This is a genomic window from Phyllobacterium sp. 628, from assembly GCF_014189505.1.
In the GTDB taxonomy this organism is placed as follows: Bacteria; Pseudomonadota; Alphaproteobacteria; order Rhizobiales; family Rhizobiaceae; genus Phyllobacterium.
Window position 1 is genome coordinate 2,580,575 of record NZ_CP050301.1, and the last position, 25,296, is coordinate 2,605,870.

21 protein-coding genes, 1 tRNA gene and 1 pseudogene are annotated in these 25,296 nt (G+C 54.9%); 11 read left to right on the forward strand and 12 right to left on the reverse strand.

Going from position 1 to position 25,296, the window contains the following annotated elements:
* The first annotated feature begins 141 nt into the window (after positions 1-141).
* Both HB779_RS14275 and HB779_RS14280 read left to right on the forward strand, forming a co-directional pair.
* A complete protein-coding gene (locus HB779_RS14275) occupies positions 142-1,866 on the forward strand; it encodes an ABC transporter substrate-binding protein (RefSeq protein ID WP_371823929.1) in 1,725 nt (574 codons plus the stop codon).
* A 9-nt stretch (positions 1,867-1,875) separates the two neighbouring features.
* Positions 1,876-2,541, forward strand: coding sequence for a DsbA family oxidoreductase (locus HB779_RS14280; protein WP_188343009.1), 666 nt, complete (start codon positions 1,876-1,878; stop codon positions 2,539-2,541).
* A gap of 20 nt (positions 2,542-2,561) precedes the next feature.
* Here the strand turns inward: HB779_RS14280 and mfd are convergent, their stop codons facing one another.
* Both mfd and HB779_RS14290 read right to left on the reverse strand, forming a co-directional pair.
* Positions 2,562-6,059 carry a transcription-repair coupling factor gene (mfd, locus tag HB779_RS14285; RefSeq protein ID WP_188343010.1) on the reverse strand — a complete coding sequence of 1,166 codons (3,498 nt, stop codon included), beginning with the start codon at positions 6,057-6,059 and terminating at the stop codon, positions 2,562-2,564.
* A gap of 6 nt (positions 6,060-6,065) precedes the next feature.
* A complete protein-coding gene (locus HB779_RS14290; RefSeq protein ID WP_188343011.1) occupies positions 6,066-6,353 on the reverse strand; it encodes a succinate dehydrogenase assembly factor 2 in 288 nt (95 codons plus the stop codon).
* A 129-nt stretch (positions 6,354-6,482) separates the two neighbouring features.
* Between HB779_RS14290 and recG the strand changes: the two genes are divergently transcribed.
* The gene (recG, locus tag HB779_RS14295) at positions 6,483-8,591 is read left to right on the forward strand and encodes an ATP-dependent DNA helicase RecG (RefSeq protein ID WP_188343012.1); all 2,109 of its coding nucleotides are present in this window, start codon (positions 6,483-6,485) and stop codon (positions 8,589-8,591) included.
* 2 nt (positions 8,592-8,593) lie between these two features.
* Here recG and glmS read toward each other — a convergent pair whose 3' ends face one another.
* The 3 genes from glmS to HB779_RS14310 all read right to left on the reverse strand — a co-directional run bounded on the left by glmS (position 8,594) and on the right by HB779_RS14310 (position 12,725).
* The gene (gene glmS / locus HB779_RS14300) at positions 8,594-10,417 is read right to left on the reverse strand and encodes a glutamine--fructose-6-phosphate transaminase (isomerizing) (protein WP_188343013.1); all 1,824 of its coding nucleotides are present in this window, start codon (positions 10,415-10,417) and stop codon (positions 8,594-8,596) included.
* Positions 10,418-10,523: 106 nt separating this feature from the next.
* On the reverse strand, positions 10,524-11,885 hold the full coding sequence (gene glmU / locus HB779_RS14305; protein WP_188343014.1) for a bifunctional UDP-N-acetylglucosamine diphosphorylase/glucosamine-1-phosphate N-acetyltransferase GlmU: 1,362 nt from the start codon (positions 11,883-11,885) through the stop codon (positions 10,524-10,526).
* 93 nt (positions 11,886-11,978) lie between these two features.
* Entirely contained in the window at positions 11,979-12,725 is a 747-nt protein-coding gene (locus HB779_RS14310; protein ID WP_188343015.1) for a cytochrome c biogenesis CcdA family protein, read from the reverse strand.
* Positions 12,726-13,014: 289 nt separating this feature from the next.
* Here HB779_RS14310 and HB779_RS14315 point away from each other — a divergent pair.
* Positions 13,015-13,090: transfer RNA gene (locus tag HB779_RS14315), tRNA-Lys, on the forward strand.
* A 17-nt stretch (positions 13,091-13,107) separates the two neighbouring features.
* On the opposite strand, the gene HB779_RS14320 is transcribed toward HB779_RS14315, so the two are convergent.
* Positions 13,108-13,887 carry a class I SAM-dependent methyltransferase gene (locus tag HB779_RS14320; RefSeq protein ID WP_188345937.1) on the reverse strand — a complete coding sequence of 260 codons (780 nt, stop codon included), beginning with the start codon at positions 13,885-13,887 and terminating at the stop codon, positions 13,108-13,110.
* A gap of 219 nt (positions 13,888-14,106) precedes the next feature.
* Between HB779_RS14320 and HB779_RS14325 the strand changes: the two are divergent.
* A pseudogene (locus HB779_RS14325) lies at positions 14,107-14,948 on the forward strand (alpha/beta fold hydrolase).
* A gap of 846 nt (positions 14,949-15,794) precedes the next feature.
* On the opposite strand, the gene HB779_RS14330 reads toward HB779_RS14325, so the two are convergent.
* The 4 genes from HB779_RS14330 to HB779_RS14345 all read right to left on the reverse strand — a co-directional run bounded on the left by HB779_RS14330 (position 15,795) and on the right by HB779_RS14345 (position 19,006).
* Complete coding sequence (locus HB779_RS14330) at positions 15,795-16,109, reverse strand: hypothetical protein (RefSeq protein ID WP_188343016.1); 315 nt, start codon at positions 16,107-16,109, stop codon at positions 15,795-15,797.
* A gap of 152 nt (positions 16,110-16,261) precedes the next feature.
* Positions 16,262-16,921, reverse strand: coding sequence for a membrane-anchored protein (locus HB779_RS14335; RefSeq protein WP_244642373.1), 660 nt, complete (start codon positions 16,919-16,921; stop codon positions 16,262-16,264).
* Between the two features lie 118 nt (positions 16,922-17,039).
* Positions 17,040-17,975: a glycosyltransferase family 2 protein gene (locus HB779_RS14340; RefSeq protein ID WP_244642658.1), complete on the reverse strand. Its 936-nt coding sequence runs from the start codon at positions 17,973-17,975 to the stop codon at positions 17,040-17,042.
* A gap of 329 nt (positions 17,976-18,304) precedes the next feature.
* Positions 18,305-19,006 carry a glycosyltransferase gene (locus HB779_RS14345; RefSeq protein ID WP_188343019.1) on the reverse strand — a complete coding sequence of 234 codons (702 nt, stop codon included), beginning with the start codon at positions 19,004-19,006 and terminating at the stop codon, positions 18,305-18,307.
* 281 nt (positions 19,007-19,287) lie between these two features.
* Between HB779_RS14345 and HB779_RS14350 the strand changes: the two genes are divergently transcribed.
* A complete protein-coding gene (locus HB779_RS14350; RefSeq protein ID WP_188343020.1) occupies positions 19,288-19,749 on the forward strand; it encodes a GNAT family N-acetyltransferase in 462 nt (153 codons plus the stop codon).
* 74 nt (positions 19,750-19,823) lie between these two features.
* Here HB779_RS14350 and HB779_RS14355 read toward each other — a convergent pair whose 3' ends face one another.
* Positions 19,824-20,675, reverse strand: coding sequence for a LysR family transcriptional regulator (locus tag HB779_RS14355; protein WP_188343021.1), 852 nt, complete (start codon positions 20,673-20,675; stop codon positions 19,824-19,826).
* A gap of 91 nt (positions 20,676-20,766) precedes the next feature.
* Between HB779_RS14355 and HB779_RS14360 the strand changes: the two genes are divergently transcribed.
* From HB779_RS14360 to HB779_RS14370, 3 genes are all read left to right on the forward strand, one after another.
* Positions 20,767-21,231, forward strand: coding sequence for a RidA family protein (locus tag HB779_RS14360; RefSeq protein WP_188343022.1), 465 nt, complete (start codon positions 20,767-20,769; stop codon positions 21,229-21,231).
* Positions 21,232-21,258: 27 nt separating this feature from the next.
* Complete coding sequence (locus HB779_RS14365; protein WP_188343023.1) at positions 21,259-22,047, forward strand: SDR family oxidoreductase; 789 nt, start codon at positions 21,259-21,261, stop codon at positions 22,045-22,047.
* Between the two features lie 96 nt (positions 22,048-22,143).
* Positions 22,144-22,521: a nuclear transport factor 2 family protein gene (locus tag HB779_RS14370; RefSeq protein ID WP_188343024.1), complete on the forward strand. Its 378-nt coding sequence runs from the start codon at positions 22,144-22,146 to the stop codon at positions 22,519-22,521.
* Between the two features lie 47 nt (positions 22,522-22,568).
* Here the strand turns inward: HB779_RS14370 and HB779_RS14375 are convergent, their stop codons facing one another.
* Complete coding sequence (locus tag HB779_RS14375) at positions 22,569-24,050, reverse strand: MFS transporter (RefSeq protein ID WP_188343025.1); 1,482 nt, start codon at positions 24,048-24,050, stop codon at positions 22,569-22,571.
* A 121-nt stretch (positions 24,051-24,171) separates the two neighbouring features.
* Here HB779_RS14375 and HB779_RS14380 point away from each other — a divergent pair, with 121 nt between their 5' ends.
* Both HB779_RS14380 and HB779_RS14385 read left to right on the forward strand, forming a co-directional pair.
* On the forward strand, positions 24,172-24,735 hold the full coding sequence (locus HB779_RS14380; protein ID WP_188343026.1) for a TetR/AcrR family transcriptional regulator: 564 nt from the start codon (positions 24,172-24,174) through the stop codon (positions 24,733-24,735).
* Positions 24,736-24,927: 192 nt separating this feature from the next.
* The gene (locus HB779_RS14385; protein WP_188343027.1) at positions 24,928-25,284 is read left to right on the forward strand and encodes a hypothetical protein; all 357 of its coding nucleotides are present in this window, start codon (positions 24,928-24,930) and stop codon (positions 25,282-25,284) included.
* Positions 25,285-25,296: the final 12 nt, after the last annotated feature.

The following is a 25,296-nucleotide window of genomic DNA, read 5'->3' on the forward strand; positions in this document are numbered from 1 at the left end:
TGGGCGAATCAAGGTGAAATGCTGCCAAGGGAAGGCAAGGTTGAAACGATGCTGAAGAAAAGTTTCCAGATTCTGGCGCTGCTGGCCGTCACTTGTTTTGTAACGAGTGGTGCCATTGCCGAGCCAAAACATGGAATCGCCATGCGCGGCGAACCCGCCCTGCCCGCAGATTATCAGTACTTCCCCTATGTGAATCCCGACGCACCGAAAGGCGGCGCGATCACCTACGGCGTGGTCGGTACGTTTGACAGTCTGAATCCGTTTCTCGTTAAAAGCATGCGTACCTATGCTCGTGGCATGTTTGGCGATCCGGAATTCGGCAATCTTGTGTATGAGTCATTGATGCAGCGCAGTGCAGACGAGCCATTTACAATGTATGGGCTGCTCGCTGAAAAGGTCGAGACCGACGCTGACCGTACCTGGGTGGAATTTACCCTCAACCCCAAGGCAAAATGGTCGGATGGTCAATCGGTGACACCGGACGATGTCATATTCACCTTTGACATCCTGACACAAAAGGGTCGCCCACCTTTTAATACGCGCATGAAACTGATCTCCAAGATAGAGAAGGTCGGCGAGCATGGTGTGCGCATCACATTCAACGATCAGGCAAACCGCGAGTTTCCGCTGGTCCTTGCGCTCATGCCGGTTTTGCCCAAACACGCCGTCGATGCCGAAAATTTTGACCGGTCACCACTCAATATTCCGATTGGAAGCGGTCCTTATGTCGTATCTCAGGTGCAACCGGGACAGCGCATCGTTTTCAAGCGCGATCCGAATTATTGGGCCGCAGATTTGCCGAGCCGTCGCGGTTTCAACAATTACGACACGATCAGTGTCGAATATTTCCGCAATCTGCAGGCGCAGTTCGAGGCCTTCAAGAAAGGTGTCTTTGACGTTTTCGCCGAGGGCGATCCCAATAAATGGGCATCCTCCTATGGCTTTCCGGCATTTAATGATGGCCGTGTAGTCAAAGAGACATTCAAAACCAAATCACCTTCGAACTTCTATGGTTTTACCTTCAATACGCGCCGTGACGAATTCAAGGACAGGACTGTGCGCGAAGCGCTGGCTCTGATGTTTGATTTCGAATGGACCAATCGCAATCTTTATGCCGGGCGCTATCAACGACTTGGCAGCTATTGGCAGGGTTCGGACTTGTCAGCTCTTGGAATAGCTGCAGATGCTACGGAACGCGCCATTCTCGCGCAGTTCCCCGATGCTGTTCTTCCTGAAGTCATGGATGGGACCTACGAGCCCGCTTCAACCGATGGTTCGGGCCGCGACCGCAAGGAGATGAAACGCGCTTACGATCTGTTGATCAGCCGTGGTTACTCGATCAAGGACGAGCAGATGCTCGATCCAAAGGGTAATCCCCTCAATTTCGAGATTTTGACGCGCTCCGTGGCGGAAGAACGTCTGGGTATCGCCTATAAACGGACGTTGGAACGCCTTGGCATTGGCGTGACAGTCCGCACCGTTGATGATGCCCAATATCAGAAACGCCTGCAGACCTTTGATTATGACGTCATTCTCGGCGCCTATTTGGGCACGCTCTCACCGGGATATGAGCAATATGCCCGCTGGGGCAGCCAATCGAAGGACATCGAAGGGAGCTTCAACTATGCCGGCGTCGCCGACCCTGCAGTGGATACACTTATCGACAAGATGCTCGCAGCGCGCCAACCGGAAGAATTCACCAGCATTGTTCGCGCCCTCGACAGGGTGTTGATCTCCGGCCATTATATGGTTCCCATTTACTACCAGCCTGAGCAATGGATTGCCCATTGGGCTTATCTGAAACATCCGGACAAAACGTCCCTCATTGGCTACCAGCTTTCCACCTGGTGGTCGGACAAACGATAGGTTGAAATCATGACCGAGAAGAAATTCACGATCGATGTGGTGTCGGATGTTGTGTGCCCGTGGTGTTTTGTCGGACGCAAGCGGCTTGAACGCGCCCTCGCGCTCAATCCTGAGCTGGATGTGACCGTGAACTGGCGACCCTATCAATTGGACCCGACTCTTCCGCGCCAAGGCAAGGACCGCAACAAGTACATGACCGAGAAATTCGGCAATTCAGACCGAATTTTTGAGGTTCATCAGCAATTGATTGAACTTGGTAAGGAAGAAGGCATCGAATTCGATTTCGAAGCTATCGAAATCGCGCCCAATACACTGGATGCGCATCGCATTATCCGGTGGGGCTCCCAAGCGGGTCCCGATGTGCAGGACCGTATCGTCGGTATCCTGTTTTCCTACTATTTCGAACAGGGCAAGAATATCGGCGACCATCAGGTACTGATTGAGGCTGCCGAAGAAGCAGGGATGGACGGCGCCATTGTGGCGAGCCTGCTGCCGACCGACGCGGACAGCGTTGGCGTGCGTCAGGAGATCGACACTGCCAACCAGATTGGCGTGCGCGGCGTACCATGCTTCATTCTCGATCAGAAATACGCTGTTATGGGTGCCCAGTCAGCCGACGCGCTGGCCGATGCCATCCGCCAGACCGCAGATGGTTTCGAGCCCGGTCCAACCTGATCTAGATCCTGAACTGGCCGCTATGCGGCGGCCAGCTTTGCCAGCTGCGTCATCACAACAGCTGCACCGTTCAGGCGTTTCTCCGCCGTTGGCCAATCCCGTACGAAGACGATGCTTTGATCCGGGCGGATCTTCGCCATCGAGCCCTGCTCTCCAATCAACTTCACCAGAGCGGCCGGATTGTTGAACGTCTTGTTGCGGAACTGGATGACGATGCCCTTCGGTCCTGCATCGAGCTTGTCCACATTCGCACGGCGGCATAGCGCCTTGATGTAGACGATCTTGAGCAGATGCTGGACTTCATCCGGCAGCGGACCGAACCGGTCGATAAGTTCCGCACCAAAACCATCGATATCCTGCAACTCTTCCAGATCAGCCAGGCGGCGATAGAGACCAAGCCGCAACTGCAGATCCGGCACATAGGTTTCCGGAATCATCACGGCTGTACCCACGGCGATCTGCGGCGACCAGTGGCCGTCATCCACTTCGCATGTGCCCTTGATCTCGGAAACAGCCTCTTCCAGCATCTGCTGGTAGAGCTCGAAACCAACCTCTTTGATGTGCCCGGATTGTTCCTCACCCAGCAGATTACCCGCGCCGCGAATGTCCATGTCATGGCTTGCCAGCTGGAAACCCGCGCCAAGTGTATCCAATGATTGGAGGACCTTAAGCCTGCGATCCGCCATCTGCGTCAACATCTTGTTGGCCGGCAATGTGAACAGGGCAAAAGCCCGCTGCTTCGACCGTCCCACCCGGCCGCGCAGCTGGTATAGCTGTGCCAGACCAAACATATCAGCACGGTGGATGATCAGTGTGTTGGCCGTCGGAATGTCGAGTCCGGATTCAACAATGGTCGTCGACAACAGCACGTCATACTGCCCATCGTAGAACGCGTTCATAATGTCATCGAGCTCACCGGGCGGCATCTGACCATGGGCAATGGCCACTTTGAGCTCCGGCACCTGCGTATCAAGGAACTCCTTGATCTCACCCAAGTCCGAAATGCGCGGACAGACGTAAAAACTCTGGCCACCGCGATAGCGCTCGCGCAACAGGGTTTCGCGGATCACAAGCGGATCGAAAGGAGAAACGAATGTGCGTACCGCCATGCGATCAACTGGCGGCGTGGTGATCAGTGACAATTCACGAACGCCAGTCAGGGCCAATTGCAATGTGCGCGGGATCGGCGTGGCCGACAGGGTCAGCACATGCACGTCAGATTTCAGGTCTTTCAACCGTTCCTTATGCTTGACGCCGAAATGCTGCTCTTCATCGATAATCAGCAGGCCCAGATTCTTGAAAGTAATGCCCTGCCCGAGGAGTGCATGGGTGCCAACGACAATATCGATTTGTCCTTCGGCAATGCCCTTCTTGTTCTCGGCCAGTTCCTTGGCACCAACCAGACGCGAAGCTTGTGCCACATTGACGGGCAGCCCCTGAAACCGCGTCGAGAATGTCTTGAAATGCTGCCGGGATAGCAATGTGGTTGGTACGACAACCGCTACCTGAACGCCATTCAGCGCCGCCACGAAAGCCGCACGCAGCGCAACTTCCGTCTTGCCAAAGCCCACATCGCCGCAAATCAGGCGGTCCATCGGCTTACCGAGGGACAAATCATCGATGACCGCTTCGATGGCGCGGTCCTGATCCTCTGTCTCCTCATAGGGGAAACGCGCAGCGAATTCGCCATAGAGTCCGTCAGGCGGCGTCAGAACGGGCGCTCCGCGCATTTGCCGCTCCGCTGCAATGCGGATCAGGTGTCCGGCAATTTCCAGCAGGCGCTTCTTCAGCTTGGCTTTGCGGGCCTGCCACGCACCGCCGCCGAGCTTGTCCAACACGGCGGTTGAACTTTCCGAGCCAAACCGTGATAAAAGCTCGATATTTTCCACCGGCAAAAACAGACGGTCATCGCCCGCATAGTGGATTTCAAGACAGTCATGCGGCGCACCGGCCGCCGTGATGGTCCGCAGGCCGATGAAGCGGCCGATACCGTGGTCGACGTGCACGACAATATCGCCTGCATTCAATGCAGCAACTTCGCTGATGAAATCCTGATCGCGCTTGCGTCGCTTGGAACGGCGGATCAGGCGGTCGCCAAGAATGTCCTGTTCCGCGATGACCACGAGGTCACCCGCATCAAATCCGGTTTCCAGCGCCAGAATACCGGCCATGATCTTGTCACGCGCCAGCGCCTTCACGGTCCGCAGATCGTTGACGAGTTCGATCTTTTCCAGCCCGTGCTCATTCAGAACCTGCACGAGCCGGTCGCGCGAGCCTTCGCTCCAGGCTGCGAGCAGTACTTTCTTGCCCGCTGCACGCTCGTCGGCAATGTGCTTGACCACCGCATCAAAAACATTGGCATCTTTTGCGGTGCGTTCTTCGACAAAGGTCCGGCCGCGATGTGCGCCGGCGTGGAGAACCGAACGTCCGGTTGCGAATGGCGCATCAAATGGCGAAAAATCCACGCGCATTCCGGATGAGATCGCAGCTTCCTCGACTTCCGCAGGCGACAAATACAGTGAGCCCGGCTCAACCGGTTTGTAGGGCACAGATTCGCCCGGTTCAGTTCCATCTGACTGCTTTTTACGCGCTTCGTAGTGGTCGACCACCATTTTATGGCGTTCCGCCATGGCTTCATGTGCCAGATGATCGAAAATAACAGGCATATTGCCCGCATGATCAAATAACGTTTCCATGCGCTCGTAAAACAATGGCAGCCAGTGCTCCATACCGGCAAAACGGCGCCCTTCCGAAATTGCCTGATAGAGCGCGTCATTGCGCGATGGTGCGCCAAACTTCTGCACATATTGCGAGCGGAACCGGCTGATCATTTCCGGCGAGAGCGTGATTTCACTCATCGGCTGCATGGAGAATTCGGTCTTTTGACTGGACGTGCGCTGCGACGCCGCATCAAAAGTACGAATGGATTCGAGATTATCGCCGAAAAAGTCCAGTCGCAGTGGCTCTTCAGCCCCCGGTGCGAAAAGATCAAGGATGCCGCCGCGAACAGCATATTCACCGACATCGCGAACTGTTGAAACGCGCTCAAATCCATTATTTTCAAGGCGTTGCACCAGCGCATTCATGTCAATTCGATTGCCGGGCTTGGCCATGAACAGCTGTTCGGCCAGCACCTTGCGCGGTGGAAGCTTTTGCAGCACCGCATTGGCCGTTGCGAGGATGACACCCGGATGCTTTTGATCACGGAGCGATGCAAGCCCGGCCAATGCCGCCAGCCGCCGCGCCGCCGTATCAGAACCCGGCGAGACCCGGTCATAGGGCAGGCAATCCCATCCCGGCAATTGCAAAACGGGAAGATCCGGCTGGACGAAATTCAGCACTTGTTCGATATCGGCAACACGCTGGCCATCGCTGGCAATAAACAGCACAGGACCGCCCGCACCCGCCTCGGCAACAACCTTGGCCAAGGCAAAGCCTTCGTAGCCATCCACCACGCCATCAATAACGACGTGACCATTGATATCCGGTTTCAGTCCGAGTTTGGAAAAGGCGGTCATTTCAAATCAGAATTTCATTGTGTTTCGGGATGCAACGATCCTGTGAAAGATCGGCGTGTTGAATTCGGCGGGAACTTCAGCCTCGCCCGTGACCCATTTCAACAGGTCGCGGTCAAGCGCTTCCATCAGCTCTTCATATTGGTCCAGTTCCGTTTCCGACAAGCTTTCAATATGCGCATCGGCAAACTGACCCAGAATCAGATCCATCTCGCGCATGCCGCGATGCCACGAACGGAAAAGGATTTTGCGCTGTCTTGGCGGCAGATCGGCCGTTGAACGACTGCTTCCGGTCATGGACAGTCTCCTTGGAATAGCATGAAAGGCCCCAGCTGAATGGGAGGCCGTATGGTTGCGGCTGGGTATAGCGTGCATTGACGCCGCTGTCAGCCTTGCAACGCATTTTGAACGCGTTAAACCTAAGGAATGCGTCCATCATTGCTTGATCCCCTTTTTGCGTCTGTTCGATCACTTCCCGGCATCGGGCCCAAAGTGACGGGTCTGCTTGCAACATTGCTGGGAACACAGCCACCCGGAACCGAACCGCGCGTCGGTAATCTCGTCTATCTGCCGCCAAACAGCGTGATCGACCGGCGCAACCGCCCGGGAATTGCCTATGCGCCGGAAGGTGCCATTGTGACGCTGGAAGTGCGAGTCGACCGGCATTTGCCGGCGCCAAGCGGGCGCAGCAACGTCCCGCACCGAGTTTTTGCCCATGACGATACCGGTGAGATAGGGCTCACCTTCTTTCACGCCAAAAAGGCCTGGCTCGAAAATGCCCTGCCCGTCGGTGAAACGGTTATCGTTTCCGGCCGCATGGAATGGTTCAATGGCCGCCCCACAATGGTTCATCCGGATCACATCGCCAGCATTGCCGATGCGGCGTCCCTGCCGCTGGTCGAGCCGGTCTATCCCTTGACAGCAGGTCTTTCGCCAAAGGTTCTGGCACGCGGCGTGCAGGAGGCGCTTGCCCGCGCCCCTGAAATGCCGGAATGGATCGAAGAGCCTGTGCTGGTAAAACATGCTTTTCCGACACACCGGCAAGCGCTGGAAACGCTGCACAGGCCGCAAGACCCTTCTGACATTGCGCTGGATCATCCGGCACGGCAACGCCTTGCCTATGACGAGTTTCTTGCTGGTCAGCTGGCCTTGGCACTCGTACGCCTGAAAACCCGGCGGCTTTCCGGTCGCAAGCTGGAAGGCAATGGCAGTCTCAAAGCCAAGATCATTGCCGCATTGCCTTATTCCCTGACGGGCAGTCAGCAGCAGGCAATCAAGGAAATTATTGCCGATCTGCGTGAACCTGAACGGATGCTGCGGCTGCTGCAAGGCGACGTCGGCTCCGGTAAAACAGTTGTTGGCCTGCTCGCCATGGCCCATGCGGCAGAATCAGGCGGGCAATCTGCACTGATGGTTCCGACCGAAGTTCTGGCCCGCCAGCACTATGCCACCATTGCACCTCTCGCAGCAAAGGCCGGTCTGCGCGCAGCCCTGCTGACAGGCCGCGAAAAAGGTCGCGAGCGTGAAGACATTCTCGAAGGGCTGCGCACCGGCGCCATTCACATCATTATCGGCACCCATGCGCTGTTTCAGGAAAAGGTCAGCTACCACGATCTCGTGTTTGTCATCATTGATGAACAGCACCGCTTCGGTGTGCATCAGCGTCTGTTGCTGACATCCAAAGGGACAGCCCCCGATATGCTTGTCATGACCGCAACGCCCATCCCGCGCACGCTGGTTCTGACCGCCTTTGGCGACATGGATGTATCGAAACTCACGGAAAAGCCTGCGGGCCGCAGGCCGATCACCACAGCGATTTTGCCGATGGAGCGCCTAAGCGAATTGGTTGACCGCATGCGCCGCGCCATAGCTGACGGCCAGAAGATTTACTGGATTTGTCCGCTGGTGGAGGAATCTGAACTGGTCGATCTGGTTTCCGCCGAAGAGCGCTTTCAGTCCTTGGAGCCATTGTTAGGTAACAAGATCGGGCTGGTGCATGGACGCATGACCGGGCCGGAAAAAGACGCGGCCATGCTGGCGTTCAAGAATGGCGAAACCCGTCTTCTCGTAGCGACGACGGTTGTTGAAGTGGGTGTTGACGTCCCGGATGCCACGATCATCGTCATAGAACATGCCGAGCGCTTCGGCCTTGCCCAACTGCACCAGTTGCGTGGGCGCGTCGGACGTGGCGACAAGCCATCAACCTGTCTGCTGCTCTACAAGGGACCATTGGGTGAAGTGGCACGGGCTCGTCTTGAGATCATGCGCGAGACCGAAGATGGTTTCCGCATCGCCGAGGAAGATTTGAAACTGCGCGGTGAAGGCGAACTTCTGGGTACGCGCCAGTCCGGTACACCCGGTTTCCGTCTTGCCAGCATCGAAGCCCATCAGGACCTTCTGGAAATTGCCCGCAAGGACGCACGTTATATCCTCGGGCGTGACCCGGAATTGCAGAGCGCGCGCGGCGAAGCCTTGCGCGTCCTACTTTATCTGTTCGAGCGCGATGAAGCCGTGCGGCTTCTTCGCGCCGGATAGGCTTATTCGACGGTAACCGACTTCGCCAGATTGCGTGGCTGATCCACGTCCGTGCCCATGAACACAGCCGTGTAATAGGCCAGCATCTGGATTGGCAGCGCGTAAATGATCGGCGTGATGATTTCGGGCATGTCAGGCAGGATGACCGTGTGCATGGTCTTCAACGTGCTGGCAGCGGCGCCGCGTGCATCGGTGATCAGGATGATCTTGCCACCGCGCGCTGCCACTTCCTGCATGTTCGAGACAGTCTTATCAAACCAGCGGTCATAGGGTGCGATGACGATCACCGGCATGGCTTCATCAATCAGCGCAATCGGCCCATGCTTCAACTCGCCAGCCGCGTAGCCTTCCGCATGAATATAGGAAATTTCCTTGAGCTTCAGCGCGCCTTCTAGCGCCAGCGGGAAGCTGGTGCCACGGCCAAGATACAGCGCATGTTTGACCTGCGACAGATCACGGCTGATCGCTTCCATCTGCTGTTCCAGCTTCAAGGCTTGCGTGGCATAGCGCGGAATTTCCGAAAGCTCATGCACCAGGCGGCGCTCATCTTCCTCGGAGATTGTACCGCGCGCTTTGCCTGCGGTGACAGCCAGTGAGGCAAGCACAGACAACTGGCAGGTAAATGCCTTTGTCGAGGCGACGCCGACTTCCGGACCAGCCAGTGTCGGGAAAATCGTGTCCGACTCGCGGGCCATCGTCGATTCCTTGACATTGACCACGCAGCCGATTTTCAGGCCCTGCTGCTTGCAATAGCGCAGCGATGCCAGCGTATCGGCGGTTTCACCCGACTGCGACACGAACAGCGCAAGGCTGTCCTTCGATAGAGGCATTTCGCGATAGCGGAATTCCGAAGCCACATCGATATCGACGGGAAGCCGGGCGATCTGCTCGAACCAGTATTTACCGATCAGTCCGGCATAGTATGCAGTACCGCAAGCGGAAGCTGCGATCCGGTCGATATTGGCAAAATCAATGGTTGTTGCGCCGGCGCGAATAACGCCTTTGGAGAAATCGAGGTAATTGGCCAGTGTGTGCGAAATAACCTCCGGCTGTTCATGAATTTCCTTTTCCATGAAATGCCGGCGGTTGCCTTTGCTGACGAGAAAGGCTGCGCCCGCTGACTTCTCAATACGGCGCTGCACGACAGCACCGGTTTCGTCATAGATCACAACACTATTACGCGTGAGAACGGCCCAATCGCCATCTTCGAGATAGGACAAACGGTCGGTAAAGGGTGCAAGCGCAATGGCGTCCGAGCCGAGATACATCTCGCCATCACCATAACCAACGGCGAGCGGCGGACCGTTGCGGGCTGCTATCAGCAAATCGTCCTCGCCCTTGAACATGATCGCAATGGCAAAGGCACCGCGCAGTTCCGGCAAAGTCTGGCGGACCGCTTCTACAGGCGAAAGTCCCCGATCCAAAGCCCGTGTGACCAGATGGGCAACCGTTTCCGTGTCGGTTTCAGTCTCGAACACGTAGCCGTCTTTTTCCAGCATGCTGCGCAGTTCGGCAAAGTTCTCGATAATGCCATTGTGGATGACGGCAAGGCGCGGTGTCGTATGCGGATGGGCATTGCGGACGGTCGGTGCGCCGTGCGTGGCCCAACGTGTATGACCGATGCCTATCGTTCCAGCGAGTGGTTGATCCTTTAACAGGTTGTCAAGATTGACCAGCTTGCCCTCGGCGCGGCGGCGGTCAAGCACACCCTTCTCCAGTGTTGCAACCCCTGCAGAATCATAACCACGATATTCAAGGCGCTTCAGGGCATCCACCAGCAATGGTGCTACCTGTTCACGTCCGATAATTCCTACAATTCCGCACATACAAAGCTCCGATGGCTCAAGGTCTCGATTTCCTCCTGCCTAGGGGCAAATAGTCCCGGCAGGAAGTCAAATTACGTTTCAGTCTCTTGCATGAAGTATGGAAGGTCTATTCCGCCTTCTTGGCTTGCTTCAGCGCGATATAGCGGGCCCGCAATTGTGTCGCCCGCCCTTCCTTGGTCACCTGATGCGCCCGGCCCAAAGCCAGAGCATCGGCAGGCACATTTTCAGTGATCACACTGCCGGAAGCCACATAGGCATTGTCGCCGACCGATACAGGAGCAACCAGTGAGGAATTGGACCCGATGAAAGCCCCGGCTCCAATTTCGGTCCGCCACTTATTATATCCGTCATAATTACAGGTGATCGCTCCAGCCCCGATATTGGCGTCAGCGCCAACGGTTGCATCGCCGAGATAGGTCAGGTGGTTGACCTTGGCGCCCGCACCGATCCTGGCATTCTTCACTTCAACGAAATTGCCAACCTTTGCCTTCGCCGCAAGATCTGCACCCGGACGCAGCCGCGCATAGGGGCCCACCATGGCACCGGGCCCGACCTTTGCACCTTCCACATGCGAGAAAGCATGGATGACGGCACCAGTCGCAATGGATACGCCGGGGCCGAAAACGATATTTGGTTCCAAGATAACATCTGCCTCGATCAGCGTGTCATGGGCAAAAAACACAGTTTCCGGCGCTTGAAGCGTCACACCCGCCAGCATCATGGCGCGGCGCTTGCGGTTCTGCCAGATGGCTTCAGCCTCCGCGAGTTCCACGCGCGTGTTGATGCCGATCACATTGTCGACAGCGATTTCGATGGCAATGACAGACTTGCCGAGCGCATTGGCAATCTCAACCACATCGGTCAGATAATATTCGCCCTTGGCATTTTTGTTGGTGATTTTGTCGAGCAGCTGCAATGCATTGTCGCCGCGCAGAGCCATGAAGCCGGCATTGCAAAAACCGATCTGTTTCTCGGTTTCACTGGCATCCTTGTCTTCACGGATGGCGAGCAGCTTGCCGTCCTTTTCGATGAGGCGGCCATATCCTGCCGGATCGGCGGGACGGAACCCCATCACAACCACATCGGCGCCGCCAACCAGCCTGGCTCTCGCCTGTTCCAGCGCAGCGGATTCGATCAGCGGCGTATCGCCGAACACAACGAGAATATCATCATAACCGCGCGCAATGGCATCGCGCGCCGCCAGCACCGCATGGCCAGTCCCAAGCCGTTCTGTCTGCTCATAGGTCGAAACATTCGACACCACAGACTGCACCGCCGCCTGTACCGCATCCGCCCCGCGACCAACGACAAGGGCGATATCGTTGCCGCCCGTGTCACGCACAGCCTTGGCCACATGCGCAACGATGGGCAGACCTGCAATCGGATGCAGGACTTTCGGCAGCGCGGATTTCATGCGCGTGCCCTCACCGGCGGCAAGAATAACCGAGAGGCAGGTACGTGATGTCATTGTCAGAATTCCGGATCCGTTTTGGCTAAGTACAGTGTTACGCCAGATCGTGGCATAAACCCGGTTGCCAATGCATGAACAATTTCCGCTTCTTTAGCCGAGTTGGCCAAGGATGGGAAATGTTTCAAGCAGCCAGAAAGAGAATGTCTGCAAGCCGCCGGTCAGGAACAGCACACCGGTAACGACAAGCAAGCCGCCCATGACCTTTTCCACCTTGCCGAGATGCATGCGGAAGCGGCTGAGAAAACGCATGAAATAACCGGAAAACAGTGCAGCGATGATAAACGGAATACCGAGCCCGAGCGAATAGATCGCCAGCAGCAATGCGCCATCCGACACCGTATCGCGGCCACCGGCCAACGCGAGAATCGGTCCAAGGACAGGGCCGATGCATGGCGTCCAGCCAAACGCGAAGGCTAGCCCCATCACATAGGCGGCCAGCGGATTGGCCGGCTTGCCCTTGGTCTGGAATCGCGCCTCGCGCGACAGGAAAGCGAACCGGAACACACCGAGAAAATTCAACCCCATCAGAATGATAACAATACCGGCTGCAATGGCAATTTCCTGTTGCCACATACGCAGCAGGCCGCCAATGGTCGACGCGCCTGCCCCCAACAGCACAAACACTGTCGAAAACCCAAGCACAAAGCAGAAGGATGAGAGCAGCAGCGCCTGCCTGACCGGCGAAACACGCGCTGCAGGCTGATCCGAACGGAAATCTTCGACCGTCACGCCCGCCATATAGCAGAGATAAGGCGGTACGAGCGGCAGAACGCAAGGAGACAGGAACGATAGCGCGCCAGCACCGGCGGCGGTCAGATAGGAAACATCAAGCGCCATATGCGCTCCTTATGTGGCATTTCAATCGTGGTTTGAGTGCCATAGGCCGAATCTCTTGCAAATTCCAATCACCTTTTCGCCAGCTTCCCGGTTAAAATCTGCCTCTCGGCGACTTTTAGACATATTTTGTACTGGCAAATTGCATGTAACGATCAGAAAAATCGCGGAACAGGCAAAAACAAGGCTTATTGTCGCAAAAACTCTGCACAATAGCTGTTGACCGATGGCGAACTCATCCCTATGTTCCGCCGCAATCCCGAGGGCAGCGCCAAGCGTTTCCCTTGCAAGGGAGCGCGTAGCTCAGCCGGTAGAGCAACTGACTTTTAATCAGTAGGTCCGGGGTTCGAACCCCCGCGCGCTCACCAACCAAATCAAAAACTTTCTAGATACTCTGGCCCTTTTGAGCGGTAATAATCCACGCGCGCGAGTCAAACAGCACGCCGTCCGTGGCCATATGCGCCTCCAGCAAATCACGCAGCCGCTGCAATGCACCTTCGTGCGCTTCATCGGTGCGCGCGAGGGCGTCCTTCACAAGATAGAGCTCAGTGAGTGAGTTAAACGCCGCATCGACGTTCGGCCCATAGAATACCGGTTCCCGCACATCAATAAAATCGATCGAAACAAAGCCTGCCGCGCTCAGAAGTTCTGTAGCGACGATAGGATTGCCAAGTGAAAACGGATTTAGGGCATTTGTGGAGCCTGCGGTTCCCGGGGCCAAGGCTTGCTGAATGGCACCAGACCATTCGTTGCGGTCCTTGTCCTGCCACACCATCCAAACGAGGCGCGCGCCTGGACGCATCGAGCGGGCGATATTGGCAAACGCCGCCGCCGGATCAGCAAAGAACATCACGCCAAACCGGCTGATGCAGAGATCGAAACCGGCAGCGGGAAACGCGTGACGCTGGGCGTCTCCCAGCTCAAACGCAACATTTCGCAACTCCGCTTGGCTGGAACGTTGTCGTGCAACCTCAAGTATCTCTGCGGACGTATCCACGCCGATCGCGTCACCTTCCACGGCAGCACGGGCGGCCTCGCGCGTGGTTTGTCCTGCCCCACAACCGATGTCGAGCACGCGATCACGTATCCCGACATTGGCAGCCGCGTGTAAATGCGCATTGTGACGCTTTAATTCTGCGTCATAAAAATCAGCACGATCCAACATCTCCACCCTCACCCGGTTCTGTCTCGATCACTCGATCCCCTTAAGAAACCGATTGCATAACAAGATCAGTTATGCAATATAAAAACCGGTTGTTAAATGCAAGCAGATGGACGGAAGCCATGGCAGCCAACCGGAACCATCTTCCTTACCCGCACCGCCGGGCGTGGCAATAAATACACCGCAGTTCTTGTTACTTCGTCCTTTACGAGGAACCACAAAATGAATGAACGCATCATCATGACTGACGGCGTGGAAATTGCCACGCAGGCTTTTGGCGATCCGGCCGGCAAGCCAGTTCTGCTTATTATGGGTGCCATGGCTTCAATGTTGTGGTGGCCGGAGGCATTTTGCCAAAAGCTCGCCGCACAGGGCCACTATGTCATCCGGTACGACAACCGTGACACCGGCCTTTCCACGTTTTACGAGCCGGGCAGCCCCCCTATACGATGGACGACATGGCCAAGGACGCCATACACGTGGTCGATGCTTACGGCATCGGCAGCGTCCATCTGGTTGGCATGTCACTGGGTGGGATGATCGCTCAAATCGCTGCTCTGGCCCATCCGACGCGGGTGAGGACGCTGACGCTGATCTCCACTACGCCAGTCGGCATTGATACCTCCAATCTGGCGCAGACCAGCGATATCTATATGGAGCATGCGGCAGCGGGTGAGAGCGTCGATTGGAGCGACAACGCTCAGGTCATCGATTTCATCGTGAGAGATACACGGATGATTGCCAGCACTGCGCACCCCTACGATGAAGTAAGTGCCCGCAATCTTGTGGAGCGCGACGTCGAGCGCGCTAAAAACTTCGTCAGCGCCACCAACCATTTCATGCTGAAGGGCGGCGATGTGTGGAAGGGAAAACTGGGTGAGTTGACCGCCCCTCTTCTCGTCATCCACGGTACGTCCGACCCGGTCTTTCCGGTCGGGCACGGCGAATTACTGGCAAAGACCGTTAAAGGCGCTGAGCTTCTCCGTCTGGAGGGTGGTGGTCATGAAATTCATCCCGAGGATTGGGGTCAAATCATTTCGGCTATCAACGCTCACACGGATTAAGGCATGACCAGACAGGTTTAACCAAAAAACGATCCGTAGGCGCTTATCTATTACTTCCTTGTCGCGCAGAAATCATCAGTCATTCAACGCGGGCAAAGCAAGCCTGTGTAAAAGTAATATTTTTGCGATGTCTTGCTTAGAGGCATTCCAAACTAACCTGAATCAGCGCATATATTACGTCTCTCAAAAAAAGTCATAAGACGCCGAGGGGAAGAATAAAATGCGAGCAAGAGTTACTTTTCTGGGATCTCAAAACTACAAAGAGAAAATCATTATTCAAGCGCAAGAGCAAAGCGATGACGCCCGCTTTCGCTTGTATAATTGTTCTGCAGAAATGCAGGCGGTCATGAGGCGTATTCGCCGAAAGGCGCGAATGAAACTCCTCACATCAAACAGATGATCTCTGAGCCTTTACGCTCAACTGTGATTTGACTGTGTTGATGCGAGCCGTCAAGTTGGTCATGCTGTACGACCATACAGCGTGAGGTCCGGTTATATGTTAGCGGGAAAGCCAGCAGTACCGGGCCTCATTTCCCCTTTGGACGAGCTTTAAAAACTGGCGGCGTCATCCAGTAAAACAAAGAACGTCAGACGACGCCGGGAGTCTTGTCGTTTCAATCCGTCTTCACACCAATTGACATTTAAGTGTCATACGCACCTGCTAGGGCACGGCCTCTACCAACCGGGCATTATCATGAGCGACAACCGCGACGACGACGGCTATCTCCACTACAGCACTCCCATGGGCTGGCATTTGCTGTTTTTTATCGGCGCAGTCTTTGTCGCGATTGCTATCAGCCAGCTCTGCAATTAGGCAAAACAAGCAACAGCAATGATTACTTACACCTAACGACGTACAAGCTCGTGGAACTCGTCGCGCTGTCCAGGAACATCCTCGCTGACCACCAGCCCAAGCCCTTCCCGCTCGAACACATCAAACCACTCATCCCATTCGACAATCCTTGGACCGCCCAACTGATCAGGCCGATCGGCTCCTTCGTGATCGTCGTCTTCATAGGGGTGCTGACCAAATTGAATCATCAGAACCGGATTGTCATCGCCAATCAATTCGGCTGCATCCCTGATCACCGGAATGCCGGAACGAGCCCCTGCCCAATCGCGAATTTCATCAGGTTTTGTAAGCAGTCGCGTGTTCGTCATGGATTGTACCTCCTTGAGGGATGCAACGATTGCAATACGTTCTGGTTCCAGTGTGTCTGCGTAAAATGTATCAGGATTTGGCATCATCGTGACGTACCACCGGCATTTTGAATACACATGAACGGCAGGATATGGGCTAAATATGAAGCGGTTTAGCGCGTCCAGAGCGGCAGACCGGTTGCCTTTGCCACCTCTGGGTCGGCGGTGAACAGGGGAAAACCCCGTTTGTTCAACGTTTGCAGAATGTCTTTGTCCGTCCCGACATGTAAACGCTTCAGATTGGCATCATTGTAGATATGACCGGATGAATCCGGATTGATACCAGTCAGGATCACGGCTTTCGCACCATTGGTCAGCGCATAGAACACCGCCGTCATTCCATTGGAAAACTTCATATCATCGTCAATCTCGACATTCAGCCTTCCCATCAAGGCTTCAAACATCGACATTCGCCCAAAACGATTGATGATTTTCAAGTTGTTGTATGAATAATCGAATGCGGCAAGGCCTCGCTTCAATCGCGTCATGCTTTTTGGCCAGCGCATCACATAGAGATACCCTGTCGCCTTGCCGTTCAATACTTTTCGTACCGCCTGTGCGTTAACGGTCTGTCCTTCGACCTGATTGAACTGCATGATCGCTACATCAGGAATGGCGCGTCCCCATGTCTCGCAGACCTGTTGAGAGCCGTTGACGCTGATGACATGGAAACTTGCATCAAACCCCGCAGGCATTGTCGAGACCGGCGCTGATCCCACCACGACCACAGGTCCTGTAAACGGCTGCGAATGCGCGGGCGGGCGCGGTTTCATGATGCGGTAAATCAGCGTCCGCCGGAACCGTGTTATTGTCTCTGATAGACGACCGCCCATTTCCCACCCGATTATCAGTATCGGCACCCGAAGCGCTGCGCGTCTTGGGGGCCCGTTGTTAAAACAGAGACTTGAAAAACCCGAGTTCAGCCATTTGCTTCGAACCTTGATAGGGAACGGAAATATCTGAAACGAGATAATTCAATTTACCCTCCTGAATAGCGCCAAGCATACGAATGTAAGATCGTGAGCCCTTGAAATATTGATTGTCGTTGATGGCTTCGACCACCAGATCCTCCGTCTCATTGAAGAACTTGAAGTGAAGCAATGAACCGATGATCGGGGAAAAGTTTCGGGTAAATGGCCATGGTTTGTGAATACTGACACTCAATCCGATTTCATAATCCACATAGACCAGAGGATATTTCATGAGTTCGTCGTGAACATCAGGGCGGTCCATGATCCGGTCACGCGGCCCGCCGGACATCAGCATTCCCGATGTGGTCCGAAATAACCGGTAGCCGCTGGCGTCGAACATATTCGCCGTGTGCCAGGGCATATTGCTGCCCGACCCGCCAAAATCTGCCGACTGGATTGTGTTCTCCGGATAAAAATCGATCATGGGAGCCGGACAATGATAGATGCCCTCGGCTTCCAGTTTCCGGATCAGTTCGGGCAGCTTTCTGGTCTCATATTGGTCGTAGACAAAATATTCGTCGCAATCGACGTTCAGATACCACCGCTGCGTGCCAAACATTCTGACCAGCGCCTCGCGCCACAACCCGCCACCTTTGGCTTCGCGATAACGGACATCGGACCCAAAAACTTCGACATCATCTTCTTTAAGCAGCCGTTCGCGCGTTCCATCGCTCGACTGATCATCAACGCACAAAAATCGCGTGACACCGAGTGCACGATAATGCTCGAGAAATGACGGAATGAACCGCAGGCTGTTGCGGGTCAGGAAAATCAACGGAATATCCAAATCGCCAAGCGGCAGAATATCGCGCTCGCGCAGTGAATAGATGCTGATGCGACTAGGTGCACGTCGCACATTCAAAGTACGCCACCGGCTTAGTAGCGGGAGGGTCAAAGACTTCGGAAAATGATCGGGTAACTCGATATCGGACGACCGATAGGGAAATGGAATTTCAAGTTTTCCAAACAGCGCAGACTTGTTTTGTCGCAATAGAATCCCTCCACCCGGACTCCGCTAGTTTGAGGAGCCGTGTTGTCCGAAATTTCAACGGGAAAGAATTTGCAGTTGTTTCTCCATCACAAGAAACAACCTAAAACACCCCACAGTTGTGGATATAGGTATCCCAAGGCCCCGGTTCAACCAGGGCTAGGGTTATTGGATGATCTATTTCAGTCTACTTGCCGTCATATCGGTTTGAATTCCGGGTCGATCTGCAATGCTTGCGAACGCCACTCGTCGCCATAATCCACATTCTGCCAATCCTTGAACCAAGGACCGCCATTGGTAAAATGCACCGCATGCGGTGTTCCTGCAGCGGGCTTTTCATTCCAGCCTTCCAGCCAATTCCATTCTGTTGGGATTTCACCGATTTCATCATCTGCAGCCCACTGCATCCGATGGAGATAGGCGCCACTCTCACGATTGATGAGTTCGGGCGTCAACTTGCGCGTGGACGGATGCGCACAATTGAACATCATGAACGACGACCAGTTCTTGCGTGGATAGGAAGTCTGGACCTTGCCATCCATTTTGAAACCCTCTTTCGGCGTATAGTCATGCTTTACGCAGCAGACGGCCTTATTCGGGTCTTGATATTGCAGGAGTTCGGCAACATCGGAAAAGAACAGGAAATCGCAATCGCAAAAAAGCGCCCAGCCCTCACAGCCTGCTAGCCATGGGGTAAAGAAGCGCGAATAGGTGAATTCAGTCGAGGCTAGAGGATCAACCTCACGGGTGTATGCGCCCTTTTCTACAAGCTCACTCAGTACAATCGGCTTGACCTGCACAGGGATGGAGGCGTTGTCCAAAATCGTGCGTTTAGCCACTTCGTAAGCGATCGGCTCACGGGAATCCCAGCCTATGTAAATATCGAGTGATTTGGCCATGTATAAAGTCTCCGGCATATGATCAACATTCAATCGAAGCGCGAGATTTCTATCTGCTGTACGCCCTCGCGTGTATCCCCTACCTAGACACGATTGGAGCAAATAATGCAATCCAACGTTGAATTAAGTAGAAATCGCAACCAGTTAACCCATGAATTTAACATTACTGACGAACGCCAGAATCATGTCTCTGATACAAGTTTGCGAATTGCAGCAGGCAGCGGTGAATGCTCTATTTTCAAACGAAACGACCACCGCGCGTTCACTTAACGAGAGATAAAATGACGATTGATCTATCTATCCGCTCCATTACCCGCGAGGATTATGAGCAATGGCTGCCGTTATGGGATGGATACAATGCATTCTACGGCCGCTCCGGACCGACTGCTCTTGCGCCCGAAATTACGCGCATGACCTGGGAGCGTTTCTTTGATGCCTATGAGCCGGTCAATGCGCTTGTGGCCGAAAGTGGCGGAAAGCTCCTGGGACTTACCCATTACATCTTTCACCGGAGCACCACGTCGATTGCGCCAAACTGTTATCTTCAGGACCTGTTCACCAGCGAGGCAGCGCGCGGAAAAGGCGTTGGACGGGCGTTGATCAATGGCGTGTATGAACGAGCACAAAATGCCGGGTCACCGCGCGTATACTGGCTAACCCACGAAACCAACCACACGGCCAAGGAACTCTACAATAAGGTAGCGGAAGACTCAGGTTTCGTTGTTTACCGCAAACTGTTTTAGTTTTCCGGCTAACATCACGACCGGTTCGCTTCATTTCGTGGGAAGGACATGCTCCCGGGCAAATCCACCGGCAGTCAGCGAACCAACTTTTCACGCAGGTAAAATCCGAGTTCCTTGACGATTTTCGACGACTCCCTGGTCAGAAAAAGGCCAAAATCCGCGCTGGGTGCCGCCGGTAAACGCTGGTCTGCGTCGATTGTCTCACAATCGCTCGGTACGCTTTCCGGTAGCATGAGGCTGTAACCAAGCCCGGCGCGCAAAGCCCCGATGAGTGCCCCATAACTGGAAACGCGGCATGCTACGGACCAGGCGACGCCAGCTGCGGCGAAGGCAACGGTTGTCTTGTCCTGCCACGTACACGAACCCTCAAACACAATGAGCGGTATGGCATCGCCCTCACCCACGTCGATCATCCGGCTGCCGCTCCACACCAATTGCCGCGACCAATGGAAGAATGGCACGGACGCAAATCGCGACGGATCGGCTATGACCATATCGAGCTTTTCCGTTTGCAAGCTTTGGCTGAGCTCCCCGCTATGCGCCGTGATTAAATCAAGCTCGACCTGCGGAAACCGCTTGCGAAATTCTGCCAGCAGGATCGGCAGGCGGGTCGCAACCAGATCCTCGATCAACCCGAGGCGTACCCGGCCCACAAGCTGCCGTCCTTCAATCTGCTGGCGTGCATCATCGCCAAGTGCGATGAGTTTACGCGCATAAGCCACGAGAATCTGCCCCGAATCCGTCAGCGTGACGCCGCGTGATGTGCGGGTCAAAAGCTGCGTGCCGAGATCGACCTCGAGCCGTTTGAGCTGCATGCTTATCGCCGCTTGCGTGCGCGACAAGCGTTCAGCTGCACCGCTGACAGTGCCGGTTTCTGCCACGACAACCAACGCGCGCAGCAAATGCGGATCAAGATTCAGCTCCATAAACAAACCTTATATCGACATAAGAATTATCAGGATACTTTATCGAACGATGCCATGGCAAGTAGCACCTTCACGCTGAAGGAGAACGAGCTTGACCACATTTCGCGACCGTTTTGACGAACTTGGCCTCATCTGGCCTGATATCGCCCCTGCTGATTTTCCTTTTGCGCCAGCCACGCGCATCGACAACATCGTCTATATCTCCGGACAAATCCCTGAAACCCGCGATGACATTGCATATACGGGCAAGGTTGGCGAAACAGTCAGTCCCCAAGATGCCAAGAAGGCTGCTGCACTTTGCGCCGCCAACATCCTGTTCTGGCTCAGCAAGGAACTGGATGGAGATTTAAGCCGCGTTGTTCAAGTTGCAAAAATCAACGTCTACATCAACGCGGTCATCGGCTTCAGCGACTTTTCCATAGTGGGCAATGGCGCTTCGGAATTGTTGCTGAACGTTCTGGGCGACAAGGGCAAGCATGCGCGCGCGGCGCTGGGCATGGCAGGCCTGCCTGTCAATGTCCCCGTTGAAGTCGATGCAATCGTCCATGTCGGCTGATCCTTGCGCTATAAAGGGAATATTATCATGAACTTTGGACTGGATGGAAAACGCGCACTTGTGCTGGGCGGTAACAAGGGGCTCGGCCGCGGCGTTGCCAAAGCTCTCGCGGAAAACGGCGTGACAGTCGCGATTGCCGGCCGCGACCAGACGGCGCTGGACGCAACAACCGCAGAATTGCGTGCCCACACGCCGAATTCCTTCGGTATCAACGCCGATCTGGAAGACACCATTGCCCTGGCAGCCATGCTGGATCAGGTTGATCGTGCATTGGGCGGCATCGATATCCTGCTTCTCAATGGCGGTGGACCCCCGCCTTTCGCCGCGTCCACCCCCAACATCGTGCAATGGCGAACCCAGTTCGAAGCGATGTTCCTGTCAGGCGTGCGTATCGCATCGCACTTTGTGCCAAGAATGCGCGAAAAGCGCTGGGGCCGCATTCTGGTGGTTTCATCAACCAGTGTGCGGGAGCCCATTGCTGGGCTGACTGCCTCGAATGCTCTGCGCGCTGCCGTTGCGGGATGGGCGAAAAGCCTTGCGGGAGAAGTCGCTGCGGATGGGGTAACTGTCAATCTTCTGCTCGCCGGGCGTCTGGCGACAGATCGGACTGACAAACTGGATCGTATGGATGCCGAGGCTCTGGGTATCGATGTGTCGGTGGTCTCAGCGCAAAGTCAGGCGGAAGTGCCGGTTGGACGCTACGGAACAGCGGAGGAGTTCGGTGCAGTTGCCGCGTTCCTTGCCAGCCAACAGGCATCCTATGTGACCGGTGCGGCTATCCCGATTGACGGGGGCTTGTCGCACGCCATTATCTAGTGATGATCGGCGGATAAGATGATTCTTATCCGCATACCGACTGCTGGTGCGGGATACTCCAAAGCTCAAAACCCATTCAATCGAAGGAATAATCCGATGCCGGATCGAAGCCGTGTTGATGCTTTTGTTGCAACAGTCGTCAGTGGTGATCACGTCAAGGCTATCACCGATTTCTACCATGAGAATGCATCGATGCAGGAACCCGGCAAGGAACCGCGCCGTGGCCGGGAACTGCTGGAAAAGCATGAGCAGGCCGCACTAAACCGGCTGGAGCGGATGTATACCCACCCTGCCAGCGCCGTTCTAATCGACGGCGACAATGTTGTGATCAACGGGATATTTGACGCGACAACCAAGGATGGAGTGACCCGGTGTCTGGAAGAACTTGCGATACAGCGCTGGCAAGGCGACCGCATTATTGAAGAGCGGTTCTTCTATGATACGGCATCAGCCTGGACCATCGTTGAAGCATAGAGATAAAGACAATCCGGCCCGCGAGGGCCGGATTGATTGCTAGGCGCTTATGCCCTGCCCGCACGCGTTGCAAGCTTGATCGCACCCGAGGTGACGATCAGCAGAGCAGAAGCCACGATGATGACCACTGTAAACGCGTTCTCGAATGCCGCTTTGGCAAGAGAGATCAAGTTCATTGCAGCATCGGGTGCAAGATTCTGAGCCAGAATAAGCGCTTCATCCAGACTGTCATAGACCATCGCCGAGACATTCATGCTGTCTGGTACAGTCAGACTGATCGTATAAATGGTCGACATAAGACTGCCGAGCAGCGCGACGCCCATGGCGCCGCCAAGTTCATACGAAACTTCCTCAATCGAAGCGACGGTACCGGCACTCTTCTCCGGCGTGTTCAGCATGACGGCACTTGAAGCCGCCGTCATGGCAGCACCAAACCCAAAACCCAGCACGACGAGGCTCGAGATCTGTACAATTGGTGATGCCTCATACGCATAGAGAAGGCTGGCAATGCCCAGACCCGCGACAAGCAAGCTGATCCACAAGATACGTTCAGACCCGAGACGCGGCAAAGCAAGTCCGGCAACCGGCCCTGCAACAAAGGCTGCCAACGGCACCGGCAGGATCAACAGTCCGGCTTCCAGTGGCGACAGCCCCATAACCAGCTGAAAACGCTGACTGAGCACGAGTTCCATACCAACAAGCGTCAGCGATGCAATAAAGGCCGCAGCCACACCGGACGAGAACCGCCTGTTCCGAAACAAGGAAAAATCGATCATCGGCTGTTTGGCAAGCAATTGCCTACGGACGAACAGCGTCAGGAAGACCGCGCCGACGATGACAGCAACAAGTGCGGCCTCATAAAGCGGCTTCTGTTTGGCAAATTCCTTGATGGCGTAGGTCACACCCACGAGACCGATCATAATCAACACCGATCCAATCAGATCCCATGGGCGCGTTTTATCGCCCGCACGGTTCGGAATGATCCAGAGCGTGAGCGCAAACGCGGCAATAACAATGGGCACATTGATCAGGAAGACGGAGCCCCACCAGAAATATTCAAGCAAAACGCCGCCGAGAACCGGGCCAATCGCGGCACCACCCGAGGCGATTGACGCCCAGATGCCTATGGCAAAAGCACGTTCGCGTTCATTGGCAAATGTCTGGCGAACTATGGAAAGCGTAGCGGGCATCATCATCGCAGCACCCACAGCCAACAGGGCACGTGAGGCAATGAGGATGGCACTTGTCGGCGAAAAGGCGGCAGCAAGTGAAGCAATACCGAAGACCAGAAGACCTGCAGCAAAAAGCTTTTTGTGGCCAATGCGGTCACCCAGTGCACCGGCACCGGGCAGCAGACCTGCAACAACCAGGGGATAGGCATTGACGATCCACAGTTTGGCGGATGCAGACGCATGAAGATCATGGGTCAATCTCGGCAAAGCGGTGTAAAGAACAGTCATGTCAATGACGACGAGCAGAAGAGCGCTGGATACGATCGCGAGGACCAGCCAGCGGTTTTGGGGTAGCATTTTTCTCACCATTTGGAGCGTTCTTCGCTCCTGTTACAATTACGGACGTGAGCAGATTGTGTCTCTGTTCACAGCCACTATATAAATACGTTCGTATTGAAATAAAAGAGGAGACCTGATTTTGGGCCGAAAACGCACGATTGACCGGGATAAAGTGCTGGATGCGGCAGAAAGCGTTGTCGCCAAAGTTGGCGCCGCAGCGTTGACCATCGACGCTGTCGCCAAAGCTGCGGGAATCACCAAGGGCGGTGTGCAATATTGTTTCGGCACCAAAGGCGCGCTCATCGATGCAATGCTGGACCGTTGGGGCCAGGACTACGATGAGGAAGTGGCGCAGCTATCCAGCGATGCGCATGCACCCATCAGCCCGATCCGCGCCCATCTGGAGGCCACACGCAAAGGTGACGACAATTCCAATGCCAAGGCCGCCAGCCTGATGGCTTCATTGATCCAGACGCCGGAGCATTTGGGCAGCACGCGCGAATGGTATCGAACCAGAATGGCCGATTTCGACCTCTCTACGGAAGAAGGCCGGCGCGCTCGAATGGCGTTCATTGCCACTGAAGGCGTCTTCATGCTGCGGTTTTTTGGATTTATGGAGATCGGTAATGATGAGTGGCACGACATGTTCGATGACATCGAAACGTTGGTACTAGTGAACTCTGATCAGCCACAGAGGGATTGAGAAAATTTGGCAAAAACGAGATAGATCTTACAGCGTTTGTCATATTAAGTCGCAGCCGACGAAAGCTACAGCTTCGCATCGAGACCGCTCCGAAAAGCGAGTTTGAATTAGTTTTACGATGAATTGTAAATCGTGCGGTGATAGCGTGATTTCATCCGGCACCTCCGGACATCATCAGTTTTGAGAGCCCGAATGTCATTTCCAGAAGAAAAAATATGGAACGAGATCAACGAGGGCTGGTCGCGAATGTCCTTTAGAGAGCGCTTTTTATGGGAGACGATCAAGCGTCCGCCCGAAGAATGGGAAGTGCCGGAATACGGGAAATTTTGGGTAGTCGCACTCATCGGTTCGAAAGTTATTTATTTTAACCATCACGAACACGGCTTCAATCGCTCACCTTGGCATCGTTACGGATACATTGACGCCTATGAATCCCTGCAATATGGGCTTGAAATGGCCATACAAGCGCAACTCGAGATAATCAACACGGGTTATGATATCGCCCCCTCGAGAAGTCCACCAATACCCGGCGAATACCAAAAACCATAAATTCAATTTGTC